Annotated in this window: 11 protein-coding genes; 4 read left to right on the plus strand and 7 right to left on the minus strand. The window is 43.7% G+C overall.

All coding sequences use genetic code 11. The annotated features are described in order from the left end of the window. The first annotated feature begins 383 nt into the window (after positions 1-383). Positions 384-1,154, plus strand: a complete 771-nt coding sequence (locus tag AC4CU3_RS07095) for an IclR family transcriptional regulator (RefSeq protein WP_004692725.1) — start codon at positions 384-386, stop codon at positions 1,152-1,154. Between the two features lie 6 nt (positions 1,155-1,160). Here AC4CU3_RS07095 and AC4CU3_RS07100 read toward each other — a convergent pair whose 3' ends face one another. After that, positions 1,161-1,793, minus strand: a complete 633-nt coding sequence (locus AC4CU3_RS07100; RefSeq protein ID WP_279044876.1) for an alpha-ketoglutarate-dependent dioxygenase AlkB — start codon at positions 1,791-1,793, stop codon at positions 1,161-1,163. A 128-nt stretch (positions 1,794-1,921) separates the two neighbouring features. On the opposite strand from AC4CU3_RS07100, the gene AC4CU3_RS07105 reads away from it, so the two are divergent. After that, on the plus strand, positions 1,922-3,724 hold the full coding sequence (locus AC4CU3_RS07105; RefSeq protein ID WP_279044877.1) for an ABC transporter ATP-binding protein: 1,803 nt from the start codon (positions 1,922-1,924) through the stop codon (positions 3,722-3,724). 53 nt (positions 3,725-3,777) lie between these two features. Here AC4CU3_RS07105 and pgsA read toward each other — a convergent pair whose 3' ends face one another. The 6 genes from pgsA to lpxO all read right to left on the minus strand — a co-directional run bounded on the left by pgsA (position 3,778) and on the right by lpxO (position 9,379). Continuing rightward, positions 3,778-4,365 carry a CDP-diacylglycerol--glycerol-3-phosphate 3-phosphatidyltransferase gene (gene pgsA, locus AC4CU3_RS07110; RefSeq protein ID WP_062035191.1) on the minus strand — a complete coding sequence of 196 codons (588 nt, stop codon included), beginning with the start codon at positions 4,363-4,365 and terminating at the stop codon, positions 3,778-3,780. A 106-nt stretch (positions 4,366-4,471) separates the two neighbouring features. Then, positions 4,472-5,266 (minus strand): thioesterase family protein, encoded by a 795-nt coding sequence (locus tag AC4CU3_RS07115; protein ID WP_279044878.1) that lies wholly within the window; start codon positions 5,264-5,266, stop codon positions 4,472-4,474. Positions 5,267-5,379: 113 nt separating this feature from the next. Next, entirely contained in the window at positions 5,380-7,179 is a 1,800-nt protein-coding gene (gene uvrC, locus AC4CU3_RS07120) for an excinuclease ABC subunit UvrC (RefSeq protein WP_279044880.1), read from the minus strand. Between the two features lie 160 nt (positions 7,180-7,339). Next, positions 7,340-7,684 (minus strand): DUF2185 domain-containing protein, encoded by a 345-nt coding sequence (locus AC4CU3_RS07125; RefSeq protein ID WP_078390040.1) that lies wholly within the window; start codon positions 7,682-7,684, stop codon positions 7,340-7,342. Between the two features lie 155 nt (positions 7,685-7,839). After that, positions 7,840-8,247: a PH domain-containing protein gene (locus tag AC4CU3_RS07130; RefSeq protein WP_087011168.1), complete on the minus strand. Its 408-nt coding sequence runs from the start codon at positions 8,245-8,247 to the stop codon at positions 7,840-7,842. A gap of 217 nt (positions 8,248-8,464) precedes the next feature. Next, the gene (gene lpxO, locus AC4CU3_RS07135) at positions 8,465-9,379 is read right to left on the minus strand and encodes a lipid A hydroxylase LpxO (protein ID WP_279044882.1); all 915 of its coding nucleotides are present in this window, start codon (positions 9,377-9,379) and stop codon (positions 8,465-8,467) included. A 479-nt stretch (positions 9,380-9,858) separates the two neighbouring features. Here lpxO and fadB point away from each other — a divergent pair, with 479 nt between their 5' ends. Continuing rightward, on the plus strand, positions 9,859-12,012 hold the full coding sequence (fadB, locus tag AC4CU3_RS07140; protein WP_004978714.1) for a fatty acid oxidation complex subunit alpha FadB: 2,154 nt from the start codon (positions 9,859-9,861) through the stop codon (positions 12,010-12,012). Positions 12,013-12,024: 12 nt separating this feature from the next. Continuing rightward, positions 12,025-13,197, plus strand: coding sequence for an acetyl-CoA C-acyltransferase FadA (fadA, locus tag AC4CU3_RS07145; RefSeq protein WP_005006929.1), 1,173 nt, complete (start codon positions 12,025-12,027; stop codon positions 13,195-13,197). Positions 13,198-13,205 lie beyond the last annotated feature (8 nt).

Genomic DNA, 13,205 nt, shown 5'->3' on the forward strand with positions numbered 1-13,205 from the left:
CAAACAGCATCACTTCGTCCTCACCTCATGCGAAGACGGATGAAAAAATGATTCAAATAAATGAAGTCTTTTACAGACATGGTCAAAGACAGCGCCATGTTGAAAGGAAAGAAAATAGCTCAATAAATAACAAAAGCATTATTCATTAAAAGACATTTATAATGATAATTTTTCCAAAAATATGGATTTTTGTCAATTAAAATATCTTAATATGATAATTTACATATTTCTAAGATCATATTTCACCCTTTTTATTGCATTACAAATGCTGATAAAAGTCCACGAAAGCCATGCGCCCAGAACGAAAGCCATGTCGAGTCTAGGGTTTTTGTTATATAGTAACTGTCGCTCAAATGGCATTTATTTTGACTAAGTAGGTTCTTATGGCACTTTCAAGTTTCGGTAAAATTCTCACTGTCTTAGACCTCTTTTCTGTGTCACGCCCGATTATCAATGTCGATATCATCAGTGCCGAACTGGGGCTATCACAGCCCACCAGTTACCGTTATTTAAAGGAATTGGTATCCGCAGGACTTTTACAGCGCTTAAGTGGAACCAGTGGTGACTATACTTTAGGCTCTCAAATTGCTGTGTTGGACTATATCTCTCGAACCACAGACCCACTCTTACAAATCAGCATTCCTTTTATGCAAGACATCGTTGAGCGAACGGAGTTTTGCTGTATCCTCACCCAGCTCAACGCAGAGCACTGTATTGACCTATATGGTGAAGTCTTTAAAGACCTTGAGTTATTTTCTTATGGGCGTGGTTGCCCACGTCCTGTGTATTTGGGTTCATCGCCTAAAGTGGTGATTTCACAGCTCAGCAAAGCTAAAATTATTGAATATTATCAAAAATTTTCGGCTCAGCTGGCCGAGGTCAATTTTGCCGCGAGCCAAGATGAATTTTTACAGAAAATGAAAGCCATTAAGAAACAGGGCTATTATTTTTCCAACGGCGAGTTCGACCCCAACCTTGCCAGTCTGTCTGTACCAGTCAAATTTTCACCCAAAGATACACCGTTGGCACTGACCTTATTGGCTTCGAAAAACCGGTTTGAATTTGTGGATCTGAAAAAAATGGTCGAAATATTAAGACATAGCGCCTTACAAATCGAACAGAAATGCCATCTATTGCATAATATTGAGGCTTAACTCAACTTAGCTTTGAGGCGCTGGATAGAAGTAGCGAAAGGTTAAATTCAGACGCGGCTCAGTGATTTTGCTGGATTTCATCAAAGCATGTTTCCAGTAGCGCTGTGTCTGTCCACGCATCACGATCAATTGCCCGCTGTGCAACATCAGCTCGACTTTTTCCTGTTTAAACTTGTGCTTAAAGCAAAACTTACGAGTTGCGCCAAAACTGAGTGAGGCAATCACCACATTTTCTTGCTGCGGCGAACGTAGTGAAGGCTCATCATCACTATGCCAGCCCACGGCTTGGCTGCCATTTTCATATAAATTGGCTAGGCACGAGTTAAATGGATGTCCCACCAATTGCTCAATATGTTGTTTTAAACGAAACAAAGCGGGATGCCATAACAGTGCTTGCTTGGCACTGCCCGAATAGTGATATTGATAGTCGGCATCACCATACCACACCACTTTTCGTTCCGTGACATAACGTTTGCCATACAGTACGACTTCGTCAGGTTGCCATGCCAAATGTGCTAAAAAATAATCCAAATATTTCGCACTTTGTTCCGCAGTTAAAATCAAGCCCAAGTCCTGCACCTGCCCATCGAATGGCAGCAAGTTTTCTTGCGGTTCAGGACTAAACAGATCTAAGGTCATGACTTTTCCTCCTCTGCAAACAGTTTAACTGAATTTAGAACGACACAAATCAAAACAAAGTCACAGCTTGTCGCCTAGCCTCCTTATGCATACACTCATGTGAACTTTCACAATAAAAAGAAGCATGTATGAACCTTTGGCAGTTGTTTCAAAAGCTTCGCCCCTTTGTCCGTCCCTATCGGATATTGGTGATTGCGACCTTGATCCTGACGCTGATTGGCTCCTTCACCGCGCAGGTCAATGCTCTAACTTTGCAATACGCCGTCGACAGTATCAACCGTCTGGTCGAACAAGGCCAAGGACTGACCGAAGGCCTCCATATTTTGATCACCATTTCTATGATTTTACTCAGTAAAGAAATCATCAGTGCCTTGGTGCAGTTTGGTCAAAAGTTTTATGGGGAAAAGCTCCGCATTCTGGTATCGCAAGACTTGGCACAAAGTATTATCGAAAAATTCCTTAGCTACCGTTTGGCTTTTTTTAATGCCGATCAAAACCAAGCGGGTAAGCTACAAACGCGAATTGACCGTAGCATTGGTTCACTGACCCGTCTGGTACAAATCTTTTTTATCGATATTTTGCCACTTTTTAGCAGTGCCATTGTGGCACTGGGGCTGATGTACTATGCCAACTTCTACGTCGGTTTGGTGGCGACCAGTATTATCCCAATTTACTTTTGGCTGACCTTGCAACAAGCTAAGAAACTGGGCGGATGGCGGCGCAACCTGCGTGATGGCCGTGAAAAAAAGAGCCAAGGCATTCTCAGTATTATCCAGTCGATTAGCGTGATTAAGTCCTTTAACCGAGAGTCCATTGAATCGACTAAACAACTGAAATTGCAAAAAGCACTGACCGATAACCAGATGCAAACGCGTCAACTCAGCTTTTTATTTGATGGCTTAAAGACCTTTATTGAACAAATCGGGATTGTGCTGATCATCATCCTCACGGCGTACTTTGTACTCGATGGACAAATGAGCATTGGCATGATCATGTTTCATATTTTGCTGTTTAATAATGTCTCCGCACCCATTCGTTCATTGCACCGTATTTATGATGAAGTGAATGATGCGATGATTTACGCGGAAAGCTTTTTTAAGATTTTAGAAGCAGATGATGAAATCGAGCAAAGTGGTACGCTCAAACCCACAATTCAGGGAAAATTCAGCCTAAAGAGTGTCGATTTTTTCTATCCGAATGGTCACCATGCGCTTAAACAAGTCAACATGGAAATTCGACCCAACAAAATCACAGCGTTGGTGGGCTTATCTGGTGCAGGCAAATCCACTTTAATTAGCCTATTAGATAAATTTTATCAGCCTGATGCAGGAAAAATCGAACTCGATGGAATTGATTTACAAGACATCGACACCGCCTATTTACGCGATCACATTGGCCTCGTCTTACAAAAAAATCACATTTTCCAAGGCAGTATTTTAGACAATATTCGCTATGGAAAAATCAATGCCAGTGATGACGAAGTGTATGCTGCCGCAGCAAAAGCCTCTATTCATGAACAAATTTTGCAGCTACCCGCAGCTTACCAATCCGATGCACTGATGCTTTCAGGTGGGCAACAACAGCGCATTGCACTGGCACGTATGTTCCTCAAAAACCCACCGATTATTTTTCTCGATGAACCGACCGCCAGTCTCGATGCGATTGCTAGCGAGCAAATTAAACATAGCCTCGATGAGATTAAACAAGGGCGAACGGTGATTATTATTTCGCATAGTTTGTCACAAATTATCGATGCCGATTATACCTATGTCATGAAGGAAGGCTGTATTGCTGAACATGGAGAACATGAAGCGCTGTACCGTCAGGATGGGGTCTATAAGGAAATTTTCGATGCCATGGCCAAGAGCCTCAATATTGAAAAAATTGCCAAGACTTTTGAAGATGATACTGAGGAAGAAATGCATAGCTAATGAATCTCAGGTACAAAAAAAGCTCCCGCAGGAGCTTCTTAAAAATCTTACAATCAAGGCTGTTTTAAGTACGGCCAAGCCGCTTTGAGATAAATAAACATCGACCATAAAGTCAAAATTACTGCGGTATACAACAATGCATAAGCCAACATTTCAAGCGGCTGCCAATTCAGTAAGAACACGGTAATCGCAATCATTTGAAAAGCGGTTTTATATTTCCCGACCGTAGACACGGCTACATTAGTACGCGCACCTAATTCCGCCATCCATTCACGCAGTGCTGACACCGTAATTTCACGGGAAATAATCACAATCGCCGCAAATGCCATCGAAATTTCAGGTTTCCACTGTACCAACACGATCAGTGCGGCTGCCACCATCAATTTATCCGCAACAGGGTCTAAGAAACGCCCAAATGCAGAGGTCTGATTTAAACTCCGCGCCAAATAACCATCGAACCAATCTGTCACCGCTGCAACGACAAAAATAGACGTCAACAAAATATGACGAGACATACTTACCGCTTGTTCAGCGATACCCATTACAGGGGGCCAATAGGCCACCAACAAAAAGACCGGAATTAAGGCAATACGCGCCAAGGTCAAGATATTAGGAATATTCAGGATGCGACCTGTAGTCATAAACACCGCCCGTTGTTTCCCTCATGTACGATGAAAATGCACACTTTTTTGAGGTTTAATCCATCGTTAATAGCGCCCACTTTATACGAATTGACCTAAGGTGTCACTAGGCAAACACGGTAACTGTTTGACGCGAAATTGCAATTAAACGATTCTGATCATCCCACAAATAGGCGGCTTCGGTGGAATATCCATCCGCAGCATATTGCGTTTCAACGTGGTATTTCATCCAATCGTGTAACTGATTTTTCAGCGGATGCACATAGGTCAAATGCCATGTTAGCGAACTGGCAGGTGCCATACTTTTAAACATCGGTAGCACCCCTGGTGGCCAAATGTCCATCGACACCATGAGGTCGGCTACGGTCATGTCTCGATTTTCATGTAAGTCTGGATTAAAGCGATACCAGCCAGAAAAGTCAGGCTTTGGGCTGGCTGTACACGGATGCTGCCCTGTCACCCAAACCATATCCAGCTGCTTAAAACACTCAGGTGCAAGCGGGTGATGCGGCGCTGTTGTAAGACCATCAACCGATGGAAACGCGGGTGCTACAGGTTCTTGATGCACATGGATACTCGATTCACGCTGTGTCCCGAAGCTTGCCACCAAAATACTTTGAACTGCATCATCCTGCCATAAACGTACTTCCAAGGTCGTAACCGATTTGCCTTGACGGAGAATCTCGCTGGTTAAACGAACTTTGGCTTGTTGTACTGGGCCAACAAAAGTCACGCTACAACTGAGTAAATGCTTCGTGTCATCGGCAAGAGTCAACAATGCTTTTTGCATCATTAAACCTGCGACCAGTCCCCCATAAATCGTGCGTCCTTGTAACCAACCTGTAGGAATATCAATCGATTCTTGTTCTGCTATAGCTTGATAACTGTGTTGAAGTGACATGTGGCATCCTTGTTTTAAATTCCGTCCATATCTTTACAACACAATTCAACCAATGTGAATGATCAATGACCCATGCGTCAATGAGCACTTTTGCCATCGCAGTAGATGCGGTTCTATTCATGCAAAACTTTATAAATAGTACGGGCCATCACTTCGCCCAAACCGGGGACTCCGGTTAAGTCTTTCTCGGAGGCCTTTAACACACCTTGAATCCCGCCAAAGTGCGTCAACAAATCGCGGCGGCGTTTCGGACCCAAACCTGGAATCACTTCCAAAATCGATGAACCCCGTTTTTTATCACGTTTAGCTCGATGTTTAGTAATCGCAAAGCGATGTGCCTCATCACGTACCTGTTGAATCAAATGCAATGCTTTATGGTCTTCAGGCAACTGAATTTTTGTTCCATCGGTAAAGTGTAAGGTTTCAAGGCCCGGTTTACGCCCTTCACCTTTTGAAACCCCAACCATAAAGGCCTCTAAACCCAGCTCTTGCATGACTTCCATCGCCATATGCAACTGCCCTTTGCCACCATCAATCAGCAGTAAATCAGGCAGCATAGCTTTTTTATAACGACGAGTCAGCGCTTGGCGCATTGCGGCATAGTCATCACCAGCGGTAATGTCTTGAATTGAAAACTGACGATAATCGCGCTTACGAATGCCGCCACTGTCGAATACCACACACGAAGCCACGGTTTCTTCACCCATGGTATGTGAGATGTCAAAACATTCGATCCGATCAATCGGACGTCCCACCACTTGTTCAAGTTGATGGAAACGCTCATTCAGCTCAAAGTGATTGGCCAATTGCCCTTTGATCGAATGCTGTACATTCATCTGTGCCAGCTCTAACCATTCTGCACGTGTCTCACGCACGCTATGTTTAATCTGTACTTTCTTATCAAACTGTTGTTGTAACGCTTGTTCCAGTTCTTTTCGATCGGGCAATTCGACATTTACAATCAACTCACTGGGTACTTCATCCGCCACTTGGAAATAAAAGTTCGCTATGAAGTCGGCCAGCATTTGCCCCAAATCATCTCCGAGCATATCTGGGAAGTAGCTTTTACCTCCGAGCATTTTCCCGTTGCGCACATGCATGATCTGCACACAGGTCACTCCTGCCTGATAGGCAATCGCTAAAATATCGGCCTCACCTTTGAGCTTATAAATAGCTTGTTGAGACTGGACATCCCGCAGCAGCGCCATACGGTCACGGTAAAACACCGCTTTTTCAAATTCTAAGGCTTCGGCCGCTTGCTCCATTTTCGCAATCAGTTCTTGATTCAGCTCTTTGGTGTCCCCTTGTAAAAAACGAATCGAGTTATCGACATCATTTTTATACTCTTCAGGGCTAATGAGTCCCACACACGGTGCTGAACAACGTTTGATTTGATACTGCAAACAAGGACGCTTACGCTGTGAAAAATAGCTATTTTCACACTGACGAACATTAAACAGCTTTTGTAAAACCAACAAAGTATCCCGTGCATTATAAGCACTCGGATACGGTCCAAAAAACTTTCCGACTTGGTGTTTGCCTTTGCCCCGACCCGATGCAATCCGAGGATAAGGTTTGTCGGCAGAGACAAAGATATACACATAGGACTTATCGTCCCTGAGCATAATGTTATAGGGTGGACGGTGCAGCTTAATCAGGTTTTGTTCAAGCAGCAGTGCTTCAGTTTCGGAACGAACGACTAAGGTTTCGATGTCATAAATACGCGCCACCAAAGCTTGGGTCTTCGGGTGCTCAATAGTTTTGACAAAATAACTAGAAACACGATTTTTTAAATTTTTCGCTTTGCCCACATACAGCAGTTCACCATCTTTGCCGAGCATGCGATAAACGCCCGGCAGTGTGGTCATATTGGCTAAAATTTTTTCGATATGTTCTCGTGCGTTTTCGTTCACAGGGTTCCCTAATTTTCTCGGCTCGCCGTCAACTGTTCTGCGTAGGCTTAGCCTTTGATCTGTCTTTTAGATTGGGCAGATCTGACACATTTCAAGCTTATTGCTAGTGCGTTTCAAAACCAGTCCGCTGGTAAAAGACATTGATACTGAGATTGAAGGCTTACTCCAGATCCATTGCTTCAAAGTCGATCCGTTCAAACACACCTTGTTCATTGCGGGCAAAGTGACTTCCCGCAGGTGCATTTAAGTGAGCAATGATGTCCGCATCATAATTGGCAATCACATTGACCTCATAAAGGCCTAAATTTTCAGGGTCTTCAATATAGTCATCCCCTTCTTCACCCGATAAAAACACCCAACCACTTTCATCGCTAGATTGTGCTTCTTCACGGTACATATAAGCCACTTTTAGGCCTTGCACCGTAATCATATCTGATGCGATACAACTCCCCATATGCGGCACTAAAGTTTGAATTTGTGTCGGACTCAATTGATACGACTTCATAAGCATATCCTTCAACGGCAAGTAGACGTTTTGCATGTGGAGGTTTGTGGGATGAACAGAACTCAAGTTTATTTTACTTTAGTCCTCACGGCATATTTGAGCAAGGCTTTCACTCGCTTAGTCCCGTAAAGCATACAACTTGCCTAAGACTGTATTTATGACAATTTTAACGCAGCTTTAAACGCGACTTTGTCTTTCGGCGACACCAAAATGGTTTTGGTTTGGCCCTGTTTCAAGTATTCAATCTTTAGACGATCTAAGGACAAGGCTGGTGAACTGATGGAATTATCTGTTTCAGAAACCGACTGTATCGCGCTTAAGGGAATGACCCACTTAAAACAGAGACTGCGAATTGTCAGTTGCTCCTGATCGACCACATAGCGGGTACTCCACAGCGGCCACCACAGCAAAACAATAGTCAAAGCATAGACTACAACGAACAAGAGGTTTTGCATCAAAATGCCTTTGCCATAGGTGGTCAAAATCAATTGGGCCAACAGGCCTGACATGGCAATAATAAACCCCAAAAACCACCAGTCCATCTTCGAACGAAACTTTTGCACCTTGAAACCTCATGCTTTATCTAAGTTATAGGTTGCGATCTTAAAAATGACACAGATACGCGCTCATGTTGTTTTTAGTTTTAACTGGATAAAGCATAAAGCCATGCGTGGTTCGAATCCACTGTAAGCCTTGAAATAAATAGAAAAATCAAAAGGGCAGATAGGCTTCCCCTTTTCTGCCCAAATAAAAAACGCCCCTCAGGGCGTTTAATGTGCTTTAAAACACATAAGGTTGAACAAAGATCAAAAAGAAAATTCCGAGCATCAGGAACCACTTTAAGCAGTAGTACAGTTGACGGTTGGTTTTCTTCAAAGCTTTGGCTTTGATCCGCACTTGATAGACAGAACCAAAGACTTTATTCAGCCCACCCGTTTGATCCCCAGCTTCATTTGGAGAGCTGGCAGCGGTCATCACTTTTTTACCAAACCAGTGATTGAAACGTTCCATAAAGCGTGTCTTTAATGGACGCTCGACATCGGCAAAGAAAATAATGCGGTTTTGGTCGGTCTTATTTTCTGCATAGTGAATATAAGTTTCATCAAAGACCACACTTTCACCATCACGCCATGAATAGCGCTGACCATCCACATCAATAAAGCAGCGGTCATCATTCGGTGTGATCAGCCCCAAGTGATAACGCAATGAACCCGCATAAGGGTCACGGTGACGAACCAAACGGCTGTCTGGTGCCAGTTCGGTAAACATCGCGGCTTTAATGGTCGGCAAGGTTTTCAGCAAGGTTGTGGTTTTTGGACAAAGCTCAGCAGCTGACGGATGCGCAGAGTCATACCATTTCAGATAAAAGCGCTTCCAGCCTGTTTTGAAAAAGGAGTTAAACCCCAAGTCATCATAACTACTCGATGCTTTAATTCCGCCTTTTTCATATAAAGCTTTTGCTTCATCACGAATCATTTCCCAGTTTTCATCCAACACTTTTAAGTCTTGAAAATGCTGAGTGTCGATATACGGCTGATTCGGCACCTTTGAAAACATGTACATGAGGTAGTTAATCGGTGCAAGAATCGTTGAATGATCGAAAAATTGACGATAAAACGAGTGACGAACCTTCCCACGTTGCTGAATATAAAATGCAGAAAGAATAAAAATCGCCAGAATGATCCACTTAATCATATGAAAACCTGGAAACCAAAGAAAACGAAATAAAAGAAAAAGACCGGTATTCGGTCTAGACTGCAAATTGTAACATAGGCTGCAAAGTACGTCCTATTTCCAGCTTTTCATCACAAGTTTTCATTCTGTTTGGGTTTACCTGCAAGTGCAGCATTGACTAAATTGCCAAAATCGGCTCAAAGGTTGACTTGAAATATAAGGACGCTGTCTAATCATTTTTTAATCACTCATCCATAAAAAATCTTAAACGAAACAAAAACTTCACTCTATTTAGGCCGCATTATTCAAAAATACATCACGCAAGCACACGAAATAATTGAATAAAAATAGATGACCCTTGCGTCACGGCTTGATACAACTTGTTATGTTCTTTTTCGATATAGTTATCGTAAGATTGGCGGAGCATAGATGTACGTAGGAATGACGTACTCGCTTCACAACATCAACTTAGAAGTCCTCCAAAATAAAGGAGATCAGGCATGATCCACGCTGGCAATGCCATTACCGTCCAAATGCTTTCGGACGGAATTGCAGAATTCCGCTTTGACTTACAAGGTGAGTCGGTCAACAAATTTAACCGTGCAACGATTGAAGATTTCAAAGCTGCAATTGACGCTGTTAAAGCAAACGGTGACATCAAAGGCTTAATCGTTACTTCGGCTAAATCTACATTTATCGTTGGCGCAGATATTACTGAATTTGGTGCAAACTTCGCTCAAGGCGAACAAGCGATTGTGGATTGGGCATTGCCTGTTCACGACATCTTCAACGCATTTGAAGATTTAGAGATTCCTAAAGTTGCAGCGATCAATGGTATGGCATTGGGCGGCGGCTTTGAAATGTGTCTCGTGTGTGACTATCGTGTGATGTCAGAAGCGGCTCAAGTCGGCCTTCCTGAAATCAAACTGGGCATCTTCCCTGGTTTCGGTGGTACGGTTCGTTTAAGCCGTCTAATTGGTATCGACAATGCAGTTGAATGGATGGCAATGGCTAATCCTAAAAAACCAGCTGCTGCACTAAAAGACGGTGCGGTTGATGCGGTTGTTGCTGCGGACAAACTTCAAGACGCGGCAATTGACTTGGTGAAACAAGCCCTTGCTGGCCGTGTAGACTGGAAAGCAAAACGCCAAGAAAAACTTGACCCAGTTAAATTGAACCCAATCGAACAAATGATGGCGTTCAACTCGGCGAAAGGTGCAGTTCTTGCAAAAGCAAATCCTGCTCAATACCCTGCGCCTAAACTTCTTCTTGACTCATTACAAGCAGGTGCAAGCCTTCCACGTAATGAAGCACTTCAAGCTGAAGCGGCTGGTTTTGCAAAAGCAGCGATTACACCACAAGCAAATGCATTAATTGGTCTATTCATCAATGACCAAGTGGTGAAGAAAACTTCGAAGAAATATGAAAAAGGTGCGCACCCTGTAAACCAAGCGGCTGTATTAGGCGCGGGTATCATGGGTGGTGGTATTGCTTACCAAGCGGCAAGCAAAGGCACACCAATTATCATGAAAGACATTGGTAACCCGCAACTTGCTTTGGGTATGAAAGAAGCCAATGGCTTACTGACCAAACAAGTTGAACGTAAGAAGATGAAACCTGCTCAAATGGGTGAAACTCTTGCGCGCATCCGCCCAACTTTAAGCTATGACGAGTTTAAAGAAGTGGACATCGTGATTGAAGCGGTAACTGAAAATCCAAAAGTAAAAGGCATTGTACTTGCTGAAACTGAGAAGAATGTTCGTGACAACACGATCATTGCTTCAAATACTTCAACCATTTCAATCACACGTTTGGCTGAAAACCTACAACGTCCTGAAAACTTTGTCGGTATGCACTTCTTTAACCCAGTACACATGATGCCATTGGTAGAAGTGATCCGTGGTGAGAAGACTTCGGCTGAAGCGATTGCGACCACTGTGGTTCTTGCTCAGAAAATGGGTAAAACACCAATCGTTGTAAACGACTGCCCAGGTTTCCTTGTAAACCGCGTATTGTTCCCTTACTTTGGTGCGTTTGACCTTCTATTGAAAGACGGTGCTGACTTCCAACAAGTCGACAAAGTCATGGAAAAATTCGGCTGGCCTATGGGTCCTGCTTACCTAATCGACGTTGTTGGTATCGACACGGGCGTTCACGGTGCAGAAGTCATGGCTGAAGGTTTCCCTGACCGTATGAAGCCTGACTTCAAAGGTTCAATCGAAATCATGTACGAAAACAAACGTTTGGGTCAAAAGAACGACGTTGGTTTCTACAAATACGAACTTGACCGTAAAGGCAAAAAAGCCAAAGTGGTTGATCCAACTGCGTATGAGCTTGTTGCTACTGTGGCAACTGCGGAAAAACGCGAGTTTGATGCTCAAGAAATCATTGACCGTATGATGCTTGCTTTCTGTAACGAAACTGTTCGTTGCTTAGAAGACAACATCGTAGCGACTGCTTCTGAAGCAGACATGGCGATGATTATGGGTGTAGGTTTCCCTCCATTCCGTGGTGGTCCATGCCGTTACATCGACCAAACAGGTGTTGCTGAATACGTTGCACTTTGCGACAAATACGCACACTTAGGTAAGGCTTATGAAGCGCCACAAATGTTGCGTGACATGGCTGCTAACAACAAAAAATTCTACGGTTAAGGAGCAACGTGAATGGCTACTTTAAATCCACGTGACGTTGTCATCGTTGATGGCGTACGTTCAGCAATGGGTAAAACCAAAAACGGTATGTTCCGCAATGTACGTGCTGACAGCTTATCGGCTGAATTGGTTCGTGCTTTAGTTGCTCGTAACCAGTTTGACACCAATGAAGTTGAAGACCTGATCTGGGGCTGTGTAAACCAGACTCTAGAACAAGGGATGAACATTGGCCGTAACATTGGTTTATTGGCTGACCTTCCAAAAACTGTGGCAGGTCAAACAGTTAACCGTCTTTGTGGTTCATCTATGCAAGCGCTACACACCGCTGCTGCACAGATTGCGACTAACCAAGGTGATATCTTCATCATCGGTGGTGTAGAGCACATGGGTCACGTCGGCATGATGCACGGCATCGACCTGAACCCAGAAGCATCTAAACACTATGCAAAAGCGTCTAACATGATGGGCTTAACGGCTGAAATGTTAGGTCGTATGAACGGCATTACCCGTGAAGAACAAGATGCGTTCGGTGTGGAATCTCACCGCCGCGCTTGGGCTGCAACGCAAGAAGGTCGTTTCAAAAACGAAATCGTGGGTGTTGAAGGTCATGATGCCAATGGCTTCAAAATCCTTTGCGACATCGACGAAGTGATTCGTCCAGATGCAAACCTTGAAGCATTCAAAGGTTTACGTCCTGTATTTGACCCGAAAGGCGGTACAGTAACAGCTGCGACTTCTTCAGCTTTGTCTGATGGTGCATCTGCAATGTTGTTGATGTCTGCTGAACGTGCTCAAGCTTTAGGTCTTAAGCCACGTGCTGTGATTCGCTCTATGGCGGTTGCAGGCTGTGACGCTGCGATCATGGGTTATGGTCCTGTACCTGCAACTCAAAAAGCGCTTAAACGTGCTGGCTTAAGCATGGCGGATATCCAAACCATCGAGTTAAACGAAGCATTTGCTGCTCAAGGCTTATCAGTGATGAAGGGCTTAGGTGTTTATGAGAAGCAAGACATCATTAACTTAAATGGTGGCGCGATTGCACTGGGTCACCCATTGGGTTGTTCTGGTGCACGTATCACAACGACGTTGTTAAACGTGATGGAACAACAAGATACGCAAATTGGTCTTGCGACCATGTGTATTGGTCTAGGTCAAGGTATTGCAACCATTATCGAACGTGTTTAATTTTTAAT

The sequence above is a fragment of the Acinetobacter sp. 802_lipA genome, from assembly GCF_058242885.1.